At 70.3% G+C, this 15,793-nt stretch carries 12 protein-coding genes; 5 read left to right on the top strand and 7 right to left on the bottom strand.

All coding sequences use genetic code 11. The annotated features are described in order from the left end of the window. Positions 1 to 20 precede the first annotated feature (20 nt). From V1460_RS17255 to V1460_RS17235, 5 genes are read right to left on the bottom strand one after another with little or no spacing between them, the layout of a single operon-like run. Positions 21 to 860: an LLM class flavin-dependent oxidoreductase gene (locus V1460_RS17255; RefSeq protein WP_338674576.1), complete on the bottom strand. Its 840-nt coding sequence runs from the start codon at positions 858 to 860 to the stop codon at positions 21 to 23. Beyond that, positions 853 to 1,866, bottom strand: a complete 1,014-nt coding sequence (locus V1460_RS17250) for an LLM class flavin-dependent oxidoreductase (protein WP_338674575.1) — start codon at positions 1,864 to 1,866, stop codon at positions 853 to 855. The genes V1460_RS17255 and V1460_RS17250 overlap by 8 nt, the downstream gene beginning before the upstream one ends. Before the next feature lie 42 nt (positions 1,867 to 1,908). Beyond that, positions 1,909 to 3,387, bottom strand: coding sequence for an aldehyde dehydrogenase family protein (locus V1460_RS17245; RefSeq protein WP_338674574.1), 1,479 nt, complete (start codon positions 3,385 to 3,387; stop codon positions 1,909 to 1,911). 11 nt (positions 3,388 to 3,398) lie between these two features. Beyond that, a complete protein-coding gene (locus tag V1460_RS17240) occupies positions 3,399 to 4,175 on the bottom strand; it encodes an alpha/beta fold hydrolase (protein ID WP_338674573.1) in 777 nt (258 codons plus the stop codon). Further along, the gene (locus V1460_RS17235; RefSeq protein WP_338674572.1) at positions 4,172 to 5,032 is read right to left on the bottom strand and encodes an alpha/beta hydrolase; all 861 of its coding nucleotides are present in this window, start codon (positions 5,030 to 5,032) and stop codon (positions 4,172 to 4,174) included. Before V1460_RS17235 ends, V1460_RS17240 begins: the two co-directional genes overlap by 4 nt. Positions 5,033 to 5,182: 150 nt before the next feature. On the opposite strand from V1460_RS17235, the gene V1460_RS17230 reads away from it, so the two are divergent. Continuing rightward, complete coding sequence (locus V1460_RS17230; protein WP_338674571.1) at positions 5,183 to 5,791, top strand: TetR/AcrR family transcriptional regulator; 609 nt, start codon at positions 5,183 to 5,185, stop codon at positions 5,789 to 5,791. Here the strand turns inward: V1460_RS17230 and V1460_RS17225 are convergent. Then, positions 5,751 to 6,773: an acyl-CoA desaturase gene (locus V1460_RS17225; protein ID WP_338674570.1), complete on the bottom strand. Its 1,023-nt coding sequence runs from the start codon at positions 6,771 to 6,773 to the stop codon at positions 5,751 to 5,753. The genes V1460_RS17230 and V1460_RS17225 overlap by 41 nt on opposite strands. Before the next feature lie 23 nt (positions 6,774 to 6,796). Beyond that, positions 6,797 to 7,276 (bottom strand): SRPBCC family protein, encoded by a 480-nt coding sequence (locus V1460_RS17220; protein ID WP_338674569.1) that lies wholly within the window; start codon positions 7,274 to 7,276, stop codon positions 6,797 to 6,799. A 602-nt stretch (positions 7,277 to 7,878) separates the two neighbouring features. On the opposite strand from V1460_RS17220, the gene V1460_RS17215 reads away from it, so the two are divergent. Genes V1460_RS17215 through V1460_RS17200 form a run of 4 tightly spaced genes read left to right on the top strand, consistent with a single transcriptional unit; the run spans position 7,879 to position 15,793 of the window. Further along, the gene (locus V1460_RS17215) at positions 7,879 to 9,063 is read left to right on the top strand and encodes a pyridoxal phosphate-dependent aminotransferase family protein (RefSeq protein ID WP_338674568.1); all 1,185 of its coding nucleotides are present in this window, start codon (positions 7,879 to 7,881) and stop codon (positions 9,061 to 9,063) included. A gap of 30 nt (positions 9,064 to 9,093) precedes the next feature. Then, on the top strand, positions 9,094 to 9,873 hold the full coding sequence (locus V1460_RS17210; RefSeq protein ID WP_338674567.1) for an SDR family oxidoreductase: 780 nt from the start codon (positions 9,094 to 9,096) through the stop codon (positions 9,871 to 9,873). Positions 9,874 to 9,908: 35 nt separating this feature from the next. Then, on the top strand, positions 9,909 to 13,028 hold the full coding sequence (locus tag V1460_RS17205) for an amino acid adenylation domain-containing protein (protein ID WP_338674566.1): 3,120 nt from the start codon (positions 9,909 to 9,911) through the stop codon (positions 13,026 to 13,028). After that, a complete protein-coding gene (locus tag V1460_RS17200) occupies positions 13,025 to 15,793 on the top strand; it encodes a beta-ketoacyl synthase N-terminal-like domain-containing protein (protein WP_338674565.1) in 2,769 nt (922 codons plus the stop codon). Before V1460_RS17205 ends, V1460_RS17200 begins: the two co-directional genes overlap by 4 nt.

Genomic DNA, 15,793 nt, shown 5'->3' with positions numbered 1-15,793 from the left:
GTAAGTGGGAAGGAACCTGTTCAGGCGGCGGGTCCATGAGGCGCTGCGATCGGGCGTTCCAGTCCGAGCCGGGCCCAAAGCTGCCGGGGGCTCGCCGTCCGCTCGGGCAGCAGGGCGCGGTCCCGCAGCATCGGCACGGTCTCGTGTGCGAAGCGGAGCAATCCCGCGCTGCCGCCGGGGAAGCGGAGCAGGAGGCCGTCGGTGCGGCCGTCGGCGAGCGCGGCCTCGAGCCTCTGGGCCACCGCCTCGCCCGGTTCGAGGGCCACGGTGAATGTCTTGAGGGCGAGACCGGATGGGGCCGGCGGGCCCACGGTGCCGTCGGCCTGGCGGGTCGCCGAGGGGCTGGGGGGCCAAGAGGTGAGGACGAGCGGGCGTCGCCCTTTCCAGTGCTCGCCGACTTCGTCAATGAATGCTTCGGCGGGCCCGTGCTTCGGTCCGAACTGCCCGTCGGATTCAGCTCCGAGCTGCCCGTCGGATGCAGGTACGAACTGCCCCTCGGGTTCCGGGACGAGCCAGCCCGCGCGGCCGCCGCTGATGGTGTCGAGTGAGGCGAGCTCCCCTGCCAACCGCTCGGGTTCACCGGAGGAGCTGGGCACCTCGGCGACGAGGCCGAGGCGGTAGGTGCGGGGTGCGAGGCCCGCGAGTACGACGACGGGGTCCAGGACGGGTTCTTGGAGACCGGCACCGCGCTCGACTACGAGGGCGTCGATTCCGGCGTGCTCGGCGGCGACGGCAGCCTCGGTCAGCGGCCGCTGCCACGGCACGTTGTCCCTGGCGGGGTGTACGGCTGGCAGCGCGGCGAAGAGCAGCGGGACGTGGGGCGTCTTCAGTTCGGGCATGGGCGTCAGCAGTTCAGGCATGGATGCCTTCCGTGGCCGGGGCGTACGACCGCAGGCCGAGGTTCTGCCGCAGCGTGCGGCTCTCGTAGTCGTTGGGGAACAGGCCGCGCCGCCACAGTTCGGGGATCACGTGGTCCACGAAGTCGACGAGCGGTCCGGGCAGGGAGGGGAAGGACAGGGCGAAGCCGTCACAGGCCCGCAGCTCGAACCACTGCTCGATCTGGTCGGCGATCCGCGCGTGCGTGCCCGCGAGTACCTCGCCGTCCGGTTTCCCCCGCGCCGGATCCCGGTGGTGCACGACAAGGGGCGTCAGCTCTGCCCAGACGATCAGTTGCTCGGGCTGCCTGCCGTGGGTCGCGGCTTCGGCCTTGATCTCGGCGTAGCGGGCGCGGGCCGCCTCCAGGGGCAGCCGCCCGACGAGGACGACGTCGGCGTGACGGATGGCCAGGGCGCGTTCGGGGGCGGTGTCGGCCGTCTGGAAGAGCACCGGACGGCCCTGCGGAACCGGGACCGTGCTGGAGGGGCGGTCCTGCTTCGCGGCGGCCCAGAGGCCGTGGACCTTGTCGAGGAGTTCTCCGGTGATCTTGCGGCGCAGTTCGCCGTCCTCGGTCTCCTCTGCCGGGGAGTCCGGGTCTGGTGAGGGGGCGGGCTGCCAACCGGATCTGCCCGCCGACAGTACGTCCATCGAGGCGAACCTGCGGGCGATGGCCTCGGCCCGCCCGGGGGTCGCGGTGGTCGCGGCGGCGATGCCTATTCGGTCGGTGGCTCCGGCGAGGCCGGCGAGCAAGGTGGTGGCCTCGAACTCCTGGCCTGCGGCACTGTCCTGTGCGTCGCCCGGAAGCCGGAGCACTTCCGGTACGAGCAGGGTGTCCAGGCGTCCCCGCTCCAGCTCCAGGGCCAGGAATTCGAGGAACGGGTAGTCGTACGGGTCGGGTGGCGCAGGCGGGGCCGGCAGGCCCGTGTCCCTCTTTTCCCCTCCGTGCAGCCGCACTCCGAGTGAAAGCCGTCTGGCGGCTCCGTTGTGCATGTGTTCTCCCCCTGGGATCTGCGGTTGGTGCGGCTGGACCGTTCAGCGGGATCCGAAGAGCCGGACGATGCACTCCAGCCGCGCGATGTCCTTGGCACCGCGGGCGTACGTCGAGATGGCCAGCGGCGCCTGGAAGCGGCGGCGGGTCACGGCGTGCGGGACCGTGAACTCCCGCAAGCCGTCGGTTCCATGGATGCGGCCGAAGCCCGAGGCGCCCACTCCGCCGAACGGCAACGACGGCACGCCGGGAAAGGCCATGACGTCGTTGACGCTGACCATCCCGGAGTGCAAGGCGCGGGCAAGGGCGGTGGTTCCGCGGCGCGCGAAGAGTGACGCCCCCAGCCCGTACGCGGAGTCGTTGGCTCGGCGTACGCCGTCCTCGGCGTCCCGGACCCGGTTGACGACCAGGACGGGGCCGAAGGTCTCCTCGCGCAGGGCGGCGGAGTCCTCCGGGACGTCGGTGAGGACGACGGGGCCGAGCACATAGGGCGGGCTGACGGACTCGGGGCCGCCGACGAGCGCGCGGCCGCCGCGTTCGAGCGCGTCGTCGATGTGGCGGCGGATGATCTCGAGCTGTGCGGGCATGGTGATCGGGCCGAAGTCCTCGCGTGCGCATATCTGGCGCGCCCGCCCGGTCAGCCGGGCGACGAACCGCTCGTAGACGGCGTCGGCGACATATACCCGCTCGATTCCCGTGCACGACTGGCCCGCATTGGCGCAGCCGCCCCACAGAGCCGCTTCGACCGCCGCATCGACATCGCCGTCCTCCGCGACTACGAGGGCGTCCTTGCCGCCGAGTTCAAGGAGGACCGGGGTGAGGGAAGGGGCACAGGCGGCGAGGATGCGGGAGCCGGTGGCGCGGGAGCCGGTGAAGGCGATCTTGTCCACGCCCGATGTGCACAGTGCCGCGCCGGTGGGGCCCGCCCCGGTGGCGAGCTGGAGGACGGGGTGTTCCGGCACGGCCTCGGCGAAGGTGTCGACGAGCCAGCTCCCGCAGGCGGGGGTGAATTCGCTGGGCTTGAAGACGACGGCGTTGCCGGCCGCCAAGGCGTAGGCGAGGGAACCGACCGGGGTGAACACCGGGTAGTTCCAGGGGCCGATGACTCCGACGACTCCGTAGGGCTTGTACTCCAGGGATGCGGCCTGGTTGAACATCAGGGGTCCGGTGGTCATCCGCTTACGGCCGAGCACCCTGCGGGCGTGCCGGGCCGCCCAGTCGACGTGGGTGAGGGTGACGGAGAGCTCGATGACGGCGTCCGCGCGGACCTTTCCGTTCTCGCGTCGCAGCAGGTCGATGATCTCCGCGCGGCGGCGGGTCATGACGCGCTTCCAGGTCAGCAGTCGGGTCCGGCGGCCGTCGTGGCCGAGTGCGTCCCACCAGGCGGCGGCCTCGCGGGCCCGCTGGATCTTGCGCCGCACGGCTGTCTCGTCCTCGGCGGGGAACGTGCCGACCACCTCCCCCGACGCCGGGTTGAGGGAGATGAACTCCGCTGTTGCCGCGCCAATCTGAGTGTCCGTCATGCTGTTCTCCTTCACGGTGGGGCGCTGCAGGTGCCGTGGGCCGAGGCGATGTCCCTGGCGAGGGAGGCGATCAAGTCGGGGACGGTGTCGTCCCGCCAGGGGAAGAAGTGGCCGCCGTCCAGGACACGCATCCCTCGCCAGCGCTCCGCGAACGGCTCCCAGGCGGCGACAGCGTGCGGCGGGTAGACGTCATCGGACCGTCCGCTCAGCGCGAGGACGGCCACGGAAGCGGGGACCGGGTCCGCCGGGTCGGGGAAAGCGGCGAGGAGCCCGAGGTCGGCCCGCATGGTGCGCAGGACGAGTTCACGCATCGCGGGTGTACGCAGCACTTCTGGTGGGGTGACGCCGAGTTCCCGTACGTGGTCCAGGAGCGCGACCGGGTCGCCGGTCAGTGCCCGGCAGGCCGCCCGGTCCACGAGGTGGGCAGGAGACATGGCCGAGAGCACGAGTGCGGCGGGAGGAGTGCCGAGCTCCGTCAGGGCGCGGCAGAGCTCATAGGCGAGCAGGGCCCCCATGCTGTGCCCGAAGAGGATGGGGGGCGGTCCGGGGCGGGCCGCGAGTGGGACCAGGGTTTCGATGATCTCGGTGGCGCCGGCTGCGGGGGTCTCGGTCAGCCGTCTACCGTGGCCCGGTAACTCCACGGCGTGGAGTTCGGTTCCGGCGGGCATGGCCGGGCCCCAGTGCCGGTAGCTGCCCGCGCCGCCTCCGGCGTAGGGCATGCACAGGATCCGGGCGTTTGTCGTACCGTCAGGTGCGGGCGGCGACCACTGCTGGAGCCACGCGGTCACGGGGACGTCCCCTCGGGCCCGGTGATGAAGGCGTCGGGCCGGGCTCCGGACAGGAGCTCGTAGCCGCGTTCGACGATCCCGGCGAAGGCGGCCGGATCGCTGATCGACATGTCGTGTGCGCCCGGCACGTGGAACAGCCTGGCGTATCCGCCGGTGGCGCGGACCGCGCGGAGGAACTCGCGCTCCTGGGCGCGGAAGAGCCGGTCGCTCCGGGCGTTGACGAAGAGCACGGGGAGCCGGCAGCGCCCCGCGACGTTGAGGAAGTCACGCCGTGTGAGGTCCTCGACGACTTCGACGAAGGCGTGCATGGTGAGGCCGCCGGCCATGACGGCCCGGTAGCTGTCGGGGGGCAGCCGGCGCTGGAGTGCCCGGTCGTTGAGGCGGGCGGCGCGAGCCGGGCCGAGTCCCCAGATGGCGCGGGCGATTGTGCGGTAGACGAAGCCGGTCATCCGGTCGGGCCGGGCGGTGGAGCCCTGCGCCAGGACGGCGGCGGCCCGGTCCGGGTGCGCGGCGCCGTAGGCGAGGGCGACGTATCCACCGAGGGAGCCACCGGCCACCAGAGGGCGGCGGCCGGTGGCCAGAGCTGCCTCGTCCACGGCGAGCCCGACCCGCTCGACCGCCTCCTCCAGGCTGAAGGTACGGTCGCGTTGCGTCCCGTGCCCCGGCAGATCGGGGGCCGTGATGCGGAATCGGGGGGCCAGCCGGTGGGCATGCGGGTCCCACATCCGGGCGGAGACCCGGATGCCATGGACCAGCACCAGGGGAATACCCTCGGCGGGTCCAGCGGTCCAGATGCCGGGCCGGTCGGGGGCCGGAGTCAGTCCGGCAACTGGATCTCCCAGTCCGTCAGCACGCATCGATTCCCCCACCAGGCGTGGTGCGCCCGCGGACGGGCGGCAACCTAGAACGCAACGTTGCGTTGCATACTAGAAGGCCGGACCCACTAAATGCAACGCCACGTTGCGTTGTTGTAGACTCGGCGCCCGCACAGACGAAGGGCGTGAGCAGTGAAGGACAGGCGGGACTTGGAGGCCGGCGGACCGCGACGCAAGGCCGAGATCTTTACTGCCGCGCTGGACCTGCTGGGCGGTCTGGGATACGACGCCCTGACGATCGAGGGCGTGGCCCAGCGCTCCGGGGTGAACAAGACCACCATCTACCGCTGGTGGCCCTCGAAGTCCGAGCTGCTGCGCGACGCGCTTCTGCACTCGCATCTCCTGCAGTTCGAGCTTGCCGACACCGGCAGCCTGCACGGCGATCTGAACGCGCTCGCCGAGCGGGTACTGGCTCTGCTGGACGACGAGCACCGGCGGGCCGTCATCGAGGCGGCCCTGGTCGGCGCGGTGCGCCATCAGGCGATGCGCGGGCTCGTCGTCTCGTTCCTCGACGATCGGCTCGGACGGCACCAGCCGGTCTTCGAACGCGCGGTGGCGCGCGGCGAGCTGCCGCCCGAGGCCGATCCGGCGCCCCTCGTAGACGCCATGGCCGGGGCACTGTGGCTGCGCATCCTCGTACGCCGGGGCGAGGTCACCGGGACGTACACCCGCGACCTCATCGGACTGCTGATGGAGGGAGTCACGCGGACCGCGCAGACTCCTGGCGAACCTGCTCCGTGACCTGGCGCAGATGCGCCAGGACCTCGACGTACGAGCGGGTCGCCGAGACCTCGTAGTACGGCAGGTCCTGCGCGGCACAGTGCGCCCGCGTCAGCGGACGCACCTTGCGAAGGTTGGGCCGCGGCATGGCGGGGAAGAGGTGGTGCTCGATCTGATAGTTGAGCCCGCCGTAGAGGAAGTCACGGACCCGCGAGCTGCGGATGTTCCGGGAGGTGAGCACCTGCCGGCTCAGCCAGTCGGGCTCGGAGTCGCCGTCGCGGACCGGCATCCCCTTGTGATTGGGGGCGAAGACGCAGCCGAGGTACACGCCGAACAAGCCCTGATGGACGGCGATGAACGCGACCGCGAGAAGGGGGCCGAGCAGGGAAAAGACCACCACCGCATAGGCGAGCGCGTGCAGCGCGAGCAGGACCGATTCCGTCCGCGGCCGCCGGACCACTCCGCGCCGGATGGCGATCACGGACCCTACGCGCAGGCCGACCGCCTCGAGGTTGAGCAGCGGGAAGAAGAGCGGCGCCTGATGGCGTATCACGAAGGTCCGCAGCCGGTTGACGCCCTGAGCCTGCCGAGGCGAGAAGGCCACGACGCGGCGCAGGATATCCGGATCGTGATCCAGGTGGTTGGGGTGGTTGTGGTGCCGGGTGTGATGGCTCATCCACCAGCCGTAGCTGAAGCCCAGCAGCAGATTGCCGTGGATGAGTCCGAGCACCTCCATCGCACGGCGGTCGCGGGTGACCTGGGCATGGCCCACATCATGTCCGAGCAGGCCGGTCTGGCCGTACGCGAAGGCCAGCAGCACAGCAGCAATGAGCTGCCACCAGGAGTCGCCCAGCCACGAGAAAAGACCCCAGGCCGCGGCCAGGAGAGCGGTGTTGATGAGGAACTTGACGGCGTAATAGCCGGTGCGCGGGCGCAGCAGGCCCGCCTCGCGCACCGCCGCTTGCAAGGGGGCGAAGGAAACCGGGGCCTGAGCTGTCGTCATGGCTGTCGCCTCTCTCGGAAGGTTCATCGCTCCACGGCGTGCTTCAGCCGAAGAAGGGTGGTGCGCATGTCCGCGCGGTTGAGTCCAGCGCGGCGTTCCGCGGGCGTTCCGGTGAAGATGAGACCGAGCAGTTCGGTGACACGGGCCCCACGGCCTGTCCGCAGGTCCTCCCAGGATTCGGTGACCCTGGTGCCGTCGGCCTCGGGCGTGAAGCGATAGCCCCAGCGGGCCACGGGCAGGCCGAACGCGTACACATCGAACGTGAACCGCTCCGACGGCTCGGCGTGTACGACGCGGCACCAAGTAAACCAGACGAATGGGCCCTTGCGGTTTAGGCCGATGAAACTCCGGCCGGCCGCGACGGAGCCGCGCGGCCCCAGGACCACCCGGCATTCGGGGCTGTACTTGCCCATCGCCCTTACCTCGGAAACGGAATCATAGAGCTCCACTTGCGAGGCCTTCACGAAAACGCTTTGCTCAAGCTTCATCTGACGTTGCATCATTCCCCTTCTGAGTACGCTGGAACGCCCAGGAGCATGCGGTGCCGTGTGAAGTTAGCTGCTCCAAAGCTGCAAGGGCAAGAAGTACAGCCAGTCGCAACCACGGGCACCAACGCCGCATACAAAACCTCCCCGCTCACAGGTTTCTTCACTTGACGGGCCCGCGTCACCCACTTACGGTGGAACGAGTCGGATCGTTCCGGGCGAGAGGGAACGGCCCTTCGAGCTGCGGCACCGCGCCGCGGCACACTCGCATCGCCCTCTTCGTCCTCCGCGCATGCTCGCGGACGAAGACTTCGGCAGCATTCCATGGGGGAATAGAATGGCCAAGGCCGCATCTGCGGTTGCCTACGCAATCTGCGACACCACTTCCACGCATCGCCTTATCTGGCATTCCTGGAAACGTTGATGGATCCGCTCCGCGAGAAAGCCGCGGAGACTCAGCACCCGTGCACCGTCGCCTCCCACGACACCTTCCATGTGTCAGACGAATGGGAGTTGGCCACCTTGCCCGAAATCCTCGGCAGGGTCATGCGGGAAGTCGAGCTCCGCATTCCGCGCCTAAGCACATCCATGCCACTTTCAAGACGTCAGAGGGATGAATTGTGAGCGTCATCGACAAGTGCACCTCCTACAACCGGCCCAATGAGTTGAAATCCGCGGGCCTCTACCCCTACTTCCTCAACTTCGACGGCCGCGACGCGGGCACCGCACGCATGGCGGACGGCCGCGAGGTCGTCATGTGCGGCTCCAACGACTACCTGGGTCTTTCCACCGACCCCCGGGTGATACAGGCCGCCGCCCGGGCAGCGGAGCGCTACGGAGCGGGCTGCACGGGCTCCCGGTTCCTCAACGGAAACCTCGAGCTGCACGACCAGTTGGAGCGTGAGCTCGCCCAGTTCTTCGGAAAGCCCGCCGCCCTCGTCCTGGCCACCGGCTACCAGGCCAACCTCGGTGCGATCGCCGGACTGTGCGGGCCCGGCGACATCGTCTTCCTGGACAAGGAAGCCCACGCCTCCCTCATCGACGCCACGCGGCTGAGCCGAGCCAAGATCCAGTGGTTCGCGCACAACGACACCGCCGAACTCGCCGACAAGCTCGCCCGCGTCGCCGAGAGCAACAACTGCATGGTCGTCGTCGACGGCGTCTACAGCATGGAGGGGGACCTCTGCCCCCTGCCCGAACTCGTCGATGTATGCGGCCGGTTCGGGGCCACACTGCTCGTGGACGACGCCCACGGCGGCGGCGTGCTCGACAAGGGCCGCGGCACCGGATCGCACTTCGGGCTCACCGCCGACGTCCCGCTGATCACCCTCACCTTCTCCAAGGCGTTCGGCTCGATCGGCGGCGCGATACTCGGCGACGAAACCGTGATCGACTACCTGCGCCACAACGCTCGCAGCCTGATGTTCTCCGCGAGTGCCAGCCCCTCCAACACGGCCGCCGCCCTGGAGTCGCTGCGCATCCTGCAGGCCGAGCCCTGGCGTTGCAGCACGGTCGCCGGCAACGCGGACTTCATGCGGCGCGAACTGACCACCCTGGGCTACGAGGTGGGCGCGAGCGAGACGCCGATCGTGCCCGTCGAGACCGGCGACGACATCAGCACGCTGCTCGCCTGGAATCTCCTCATCGAGCAGGGCGTGTACGTCAACGCCGTGCTGCCACCGGCTGCTTCGCCCCGGCTGCGCACCAGCTACACCGCCGTACAGACCGAGGACCAGCTGCAGCGGGCGGTCGACGGATTCCGCGCGGTCCGCGACCAGGTGCTCCGCGCTCCCGCGCGGGTCTGACCGCCCCTCCGACCCGAGCTGAGACATCACATGCCCACTGCACTGATCACGGGAGCGACGGCCGGCCTCGGCAAGTCGTTCACCCGGGCCCTGGCGGAACAGGGCTACGAGCTGGTCCTCGTCGCACGATCGGAGAGGGACCTGAAGGAGCACGCCGATCTCCTCCAGGCCGGTCACGGCGTCGGCACCGAAGTCCTGCCCGCCGACCTCACCACCGACGAGGGCTGCGCGCGGGTCACGGCCAGGCTCGCGGCCGAACCGGTCGTCGACCTGCTCGTCAACAACGCCGGCATCGGCTACGAGAACTCGTTCCTGGAGACCGGCATCCAGGCCGAGGAACGCCTCCTCGACCTCAACGTACGGGCCGTGCTGCGGCTCACCGACGCCGCGTTGAGCGAGATGACCGAGCGGTGCTCGGGATCGATCATCAACGTCGCCAGCGTCGCGGGACTCGGCCCCGCCTGGCTGAGCTCCACGTACCCCGCGAGCAAGGCCTGGATCATCGGCTTCACCGAATCGCTGGCCGTCTCACAGCAGGTGCGCGCCGCGGGCGTGCGGATGATGGCGCTCCTGCCCGGCTACACCCGCACCGAGTTCCACCAGAGGGCCGGCATCCCGACCACCTTCCCGCCGCCCTGGCTCTGGCTCCACTCCGACGACGTCGTCCGCTCGGCCCTGCGCGACCTGCGCAAGGGCAAGGTGCTCAGCATCCCGAGCCTGCGGTACAAGACCGCCGCCTGGGGCCTGCGCCACCTGCCCCGGCCACTCTCGCGGCGGTTCGCGTGGGACATCAGCAAGACCGGCCACTGAACGCTCACGGCAAGACCTTCATGGGGGAAAACACAATGACGGGACCGGCGATATCACCGGCCACGGCAGCACAGGCCAAGCTCTTCACCCATCACCGGCTGTTTCCGGCCGACGCCTCCTTCAACCTCACCGGACTTTTCCGCGTTACCGGCCGGCCCGACGCTCAGCGGCTGCGTACCGCGCTCGACCGGGTCGCCCGCGGCATCCGAGCCCTCAACACCGTGTTCGAGTCCCGCGAGGGCGTTGTGTACGCCGTCCACCGCGAGCCCTACGAAGACCCCGACGCCCTCGTCCCGCTCACCGTCCTGCCGGGAAACGCCGAGGAGTCGCTCGCCCTGGATCTCGCCGGGCGCAGTGACACCCCGATTCCGCCCGGCGAGCGCCAGTACGACTTCCGCGTCTTCCAGGACGACGAGGCGGTCTACGCCACCTTAGTCTTCTCCCACCTCGTCAACGACGGCTACAGCTTCTTCAACTTCATCGCTGAGTTGGAGCGGGTCTATGCCGACCCTCAGGCGGAGCTCTCGCCGTCCACCCAGGACGATCCGGCGACGCTCGTCAAGCCCGTCACCGCCAGTGCCGACGCCCTCGACTTCTTCGCCGGCCGGCTCGCGGGACTGACTACCCTCGGCGACGACCGTCTCCAGGGCCGCCGCGACTCCTCCGGCGCGATCCTGGGCGAGGAGCGCACCCTCGAACTCGACGCGGAGCTGGGCGAGCTGGTCCGTTCCCGCACCAAGGAACTGGGCTGCACCCCCTTCGCGTTCTTCCTCGCCGCCTACCTCGTCACGTACGCCCGGGTCACCGGCGGACGTGAGCTCGTCACCGGCATCCCGCTGGCCAACCGGCGCGGACTGCGCCAGCGCCAGGCCTTCGGCTACTTCGTCAACACCCTCCCGCTCGCGGTGGACCTCACCGAGCACGGCACCTTCGAGGAGCTGTGCCGGACCGTGCAGTCGGCCAGCGTGGGCATGCTGCGCCACCAGGGCTTCGACCTGGGAGCCCACGCCCGCCAGGTCAACCCCCGGCTGGCCGGCGCCCTGCTCGCCCCCGACAACACCTTCACGTACTACAAGGAGCAGCTGCGCTTCAGGCTGCCGGACTGCACGGTGACGCCCGTCCCTCTCGCGCGCCGACTGGTGAAGTACCCGCTCTCGATGAACGTCGAGGACTCCGGGACCGCCTTCATCCTCAACGCCGAGTGCAGCGACGAGCAGTGGCTCACCGATCCCATGGGGGTGATGCGCCAGGTCCTCACAGTGGTGGCGCAGGACCCCAAACAGCGCATCGAGGAGATCCCGGCTCTGTCGGACGAGGCCGAGCGCGAACTGTTCGCCCTGGTCAACCCGGACTCCGGCGGCGAGCCCTTCGCGGTGCCGCCGTCGCTCGCCGCCTGGTTCGAGCGGACGGCGCGGGAACGCCCGCAGCGCATCGCGGTGAGCGACGGCGCCGATGAGCTGACGTACGCCGAGCTCGACGAACGGGCGGCCCGCATCGCCACGCGGCTGGCCGCCTCGACCGACGGCTCCCATGTCGGCATCGCCATGCGGCGCGGAGTCGACCTGATCGCCGTCATCCTCGCCACGCTCAAGGCGGGCAAGGTCTACGTCCCGCTCGACCCGCACTCCCCGGTCTCCCGGATCACCTCGATCCTGGAGAGCTTCCCGGACGGGCTGCCGATCGTGGTCGACGAGGAGCACTGGCCCTCACCCGTCGCCCGCTTCCTGGACGCGCGGGAGATGCTCGCGCCCCTTTCCGCCGACGCGCCCGCCGCGGCCCAGACGGTGCCGCAGGACCCGGACGCCTGCGCGTACATCATCTTCACCTCCGGTTCCACCGGCCGCCCCAAGGGCGTCCAGGTGACCCACCGCAACGTGATGCGTCTGATGCGCTCCAGCGAGGGCCACTTCGGCTTCGGCCCGCAGGACACCTGGAGCCTGTTCCACTCGTACGCCTTCGACTTCTCCGTCTGGGAGATCTTCGGCGCGCTGCTGTACGGAGGCCGGCTGGCCGTCGTCCCGGAGGACTGCGCCAAGTCACCCGACCAGTTCCGGGAGTTCCTCGTCCGGGAGCAGGTCACGGTCCTCAACCAGACCCCCTCCGCCTTCGGCCAGCTCCTGAAGGTCCTCGACCAGGGCGACGCCGAGCGGCTCGCCGTGCGCTACGTGATCTTCGGCGGCGAGGCACTGCGGTTCTCCTCCCTGAACGCCTGGTACGAGGTTATGGGCGAGCGGGCGCGGCTGGTGAACATGTACGGCATCACCGAGACGACCGTGCATGTCACCTACCACCCGGTCACCCCGGAAAGCGCCCGAACGGAGACCCTTTCGGCGATCGGCCGGCCCCTGCCCGACCTGACCGTGACGATCGCCGACCAGGACGGCAACGTCTGCCCGCCGGGCGTCCCCGGCGAGATGGTCGTCGGCGGCGCAGGCGTCTCCCTCGGCTACCTCGGCCTGCCGGAGCTGACAGCCGAACGCTTCCCCGTTCACGGCGGTCAGCAGGTCTACCGCAGCGGCGACCTCGGCGTGGTGCGGCCCGACGGCACGCTCGTGCACCTCGGGCGGATCGACAAGCAGGTACAGCTGCGCGGCTTCCGCATCGAACTCGGTGAGATCGAGACGGCGTTGCTCGCGGTGCCCGGCGTGCGCGAGTGCGCCGTCCGGCTCGACGAACGCGACCCGGACCATCCGCACCTGGTCGCCTTCGCGGCCGGTCTGAGCCTGCCCGAGACCCGCACGATCGTGCGGGCCCTCAGGGAGAAGCTGCCCTCGTACATGGTGCCCACGCAGCTCGTCCGCGCCACTTCGCTCCCCCTGACCATCAACGGCAAGGTGGACGACACGGCGCTGCCCTGGCCCGAGCACCCAGGAGCGGACAGGGAGCGAGGCGTGGCCGCCGCACCCGGCGGGCCCGGCAGCGACACGGAGGCCGCGGTCCGCGCCATCTGGAAACAGGTGCTCCCCGGGATCGAGATCGGCCCCGAAGACAACTTCTTCGACATCGGCGGCTCCTCCATGCACGTCGTCGAGGTCCACCGGCTGCTTCAGGAACACCTGCACGCACCGGACCTGGAAATGATCGAGCTCTACACACACACCACGGTGCGCCGGCTCGCGGCGCACGTCGACGTCGTGCGAGGGGACAGCCGATGAACCAGACCACTCGGTCGATGCCCGAAGCGTCCGGCAAGGCGGTGGCCGTCGTCGGAATGGCGGGCCGCTTCCCCGGCGCGGCGACGACGGACGAGCTGTGGCAGGGCCTGCTGGACGGTGTCGAGTCCGTCCGCCGGTTCTCCGACGAGGAGATGGCCGACGCGGGGGTCGCCCCGCAGGACATCGCCTCCCCCGGCCGGGTCCCGCGGGGCGCGGACCTCGCGGACGCGGACCTCTTCGACGCCGGCTTCTTCGGCGTCACCCAGCGCGACGCCCGCCTCATGGACCCTCAGCACCGGGTCTTCCTGACCTGCGCCTGGCAGGCCCTGGAGGACGCCGGCCTGGCCCCGCAGCACGCGGGCGGCCCGGTGGGCGTCTTCGCCAGCACCAGCATGAGCACGTATCTGATCGCCAACGTGCTGCGCTCGGCGGAGTACGCCGACGCCGCACTCTCGTACCCGGTACTGCTGGGCAACGACAAGGACTTCCTGGCCACCCGGGTCTCGTACAAGCTCGACCTGCGCGGCCCCAGCATGACCGTGCAGAGCGCCTGCTCCAGCTCGCTGACCGCCGTCCACCTGGCCTGCCAGGCACTGGCGCGCGGTGAGGTGCGGGCGGCACTCGCGGGCGGCGTCAGCATCACCTTCCCGCAGACGGCGGGCTACGAGTACCAAGAGGGCGGCATCCTCTCCCGCGACGGCCAGTGCCGTGTCTTCGACACCGAATCCGCCGGCACGGTCAAGGGCAACGGCTGCGGCGTCGTCGTCCTCAAGCGGCTCGCCGACGCCCTGGCGGACGGCGACCGCGTCTACGCCGTCATCCAGGGCTCGGCCGTCAACAATGACGGCTCGGACAAGATCGGCTTCACCGCGCCCGGCCCGGAGGGACAGCGGGCGGTCATCCGGGCGGCCGTCGAGGCGTCGGGAGTCCCCGCATCGCACGTCGGGTACGTCGAGACCCACGGCACCGGAACACCCGTCGGTGACCCGCTCGAACTGCGCGCGCTCAGCGTCGCCTACCAGGAGGCCGGCGGCCCCGCCCCGGACTGCAAGATAGGCAGCCTCAAGGCCAACATCGGGCACCTCGACGCGGCGGCCGGCGTGACGGGTCTGATCAAGGCGGCGCTCGCGCTCTTCCGCCAGAAGGTGCCGCGCCAGATCAACTACGCCACCCCCAACCCGCATCTGCGGCTCGACAGCCAGCCCTACGACGTGCCCACCGAGTCCGTGGACCGCTCCGCGGACGCTCCCCTCCTGGCGGCGGCGGTCAGCTCCTTCGGACTCGGCGGCACGAACGCACACGCCGTGCTCACCGCCCCGCCCGTGCGCGAGGAACCGCCCGCCGGACAGCCCGGGGTCCGCTACCCGGTCGTCCTGTCCGCACGGGACGCCGAGGCGCTGACGGCCCAGGCCCGGGCGCTGCGCGCACTCCTGGACGCACCGGAGCCGGCGGCCGTGCGGGACATCGCCTACACGCTGTTCACGGGCCGGGCCCTGCTGCCCGTGCGGCACTTGATCGACGCGGCCGACCACGACGAGCTGCGTGCGGGACTCGACGCGCTGCTCGCCGGGGCGCAGCCGGTGTCCGCGCTGCCCGCGGACGGCTGGGTCCACGGCCCTGCCCTCAAGATCTCCCTGCCGGGCTACCCCTTCCGGCAGGAGCGCCACTGGATCCAGCCCGAGAACCGGGCCGATGCGGTGGCGGCTGCGGCCCCCGTCGAATCCCCCGCGGCGGGGGCCGCGGAGCCCGTCGTCGCCGCCGTCGTGGAGACGGCCGACGACGACGTGCTGGAGCGCGTGGTCGAGACCCTCGAACAGGGCCTGGGGATGGTCCAGATCGCCCCCGACGACGACTTCTACGACCTCGGCGGGGACTCCATGCTCGCCGTGGAGGTCGTCACCACGCTGCGGGGCGTGTTCGGGATCGATCTCGACTTCGACGAGTTCGCCCGGCTGCGCACGCCCGACGAGATGACGGCCCACATCCGCTCGAAGCTCTCCGGCACCTCGGCGGCGTACAGCGGGATCACGGCGGTACGCGAGGGTGAGGGCACGCCCGTCTACCTGGTCCCGCCGGCGGGCGGCACCAGCTTCCTCTACTTCCGTCTTGCCGACCGGACACCGCCGGGTGCGCCGCTGCGCGCACTGTCCTTCCCCTCCGACCCGGCCCTGCGGCCCGGCACACTGCGCGAACTGGCGGCGCTCTACGTCGAGTGGATCCGCCGGGAGCAGCCGCAGGGCCCCTACCGCCTCGGCGGCTACTCCTTCGGCGGGAACGTGGCGTTCGAGATGGCGCTCCAGCTGCAGCGGGCCGGCGAACGCGTCGAGCTGCTGTTCATGCTCGACGCCCATGTGCCCGAGACGTACCTGGGCGGGTACCTGGACCCGGAGGAGTTCGAGGCGATCTTCCCCGTGCTGTTCGAGGCCGCCGCGGTGCGGGGCGTGGACCCGAAGATGCTGCGGGACCAAGGCTTCCTCGACCTGTGGCAGCACAATCACGGCCTGCTCAAGGGCTACTACCCCGACCGCCGGTTCACCGGGAACCTCCTGCTGCTCCAAGCCGAGGAGCCGGAGGGCGAGGCGCTGCTCGACGCGCTGCGCATGAACCCGCGCGACAAGTCCCTGTGGGGCGCCCACATCACCGGACAGCTGATGGTGGACAAGGTCCCCGGCAACCACTTCTCGATGTTCGACGAGGGCACCCGCATCACCCGGCTCGGTACCGCACTCGGCTCGGCCCTCGCGCTCTGTGACCAGGAAGGCTGA

The sequence above is a fragment of the Streptomyces sp. SCSIO 30461 genome (assembly GCF_037023745.1).
Lineage (GTDB): Bacteria > Actinomycetota > Actinomycetes > Streptomycetales > Streptomycetaceae > Streptomyces.
This window is presented reverse-complemented; position numbering and strand designations above follow the sequence as displayed.

What these genes read in the sequence shown, in the direction of transcription:
- V1460_RS17255 (WP_338674576.1), bottom strand. Translation starts at nt 860, where the DNA reads ATGCCTGAACTGCTGACGCCCATGCCCGAACTGAAGACGCCCCACGTC.
- V1460_RS17250 (WP_338674575.1), bottom strand. Translation starts at nt 1,866, where the DNA reads ATGCACAACGGAGCCGCCAGACGGCTTTCACTCGGAGTGCGGCTGCAC.
- V1460_RS17245 (WP_338674574.1), bottom strand. Translation starts at nt 3,387, where the DNA reads ATGACGGACACTCAGATTGGCGCGGCAACAGCGGAGTTCATCTCCCTC.
- V1460_RS17235 (WP_338674572.1), bottom strand. Translation starts at nt 5,032, where the DNA reads ATGCGTGCTGACGGACTGGGAGATCCAGTTGCCGGACTGACTCCGGCC.
- V1460_RS17225 (WP_338674570.1), bottom strand. Translation starts at nt 6,773, where the DNA reads ATGACGACAGCTCAGGCCCCGGTTTCCTTCGCCCCCTTGCAAGCGGCG.
- V1460_RS17220 (WP_338674569.1), bottom strand. Translation starts at nt 7,276, where the DNA reads ATGATGCAACGTCAGATGAAGCTTGAGCAAAGCGTTTTCGTGAAGGCC.
- V1460_RS17210 (WP_338674567.1), top strand. Translation starts at nt 9,094, where the DNA reads ATGCCCACTGCACTGATCACGGGAGCGACGGCCGGCCTCGGCAAGTCG.
- V1460_RS17205 (WP_338674566.1), top strand. Translation starts at nt 9,909, where the DNA reads ATGACGGGACCGGCGATATCACCGGCCACGGCAGCACAGGCCAAGCTC.
- V1460_RS17200 (WP_338674565.1), top strand. Translation starts at nt 13,025, where the DNA reads ATGAACCAGACCACTCGGTCGATGCCCGAAGCGTCCGGCAAGGCGGTG.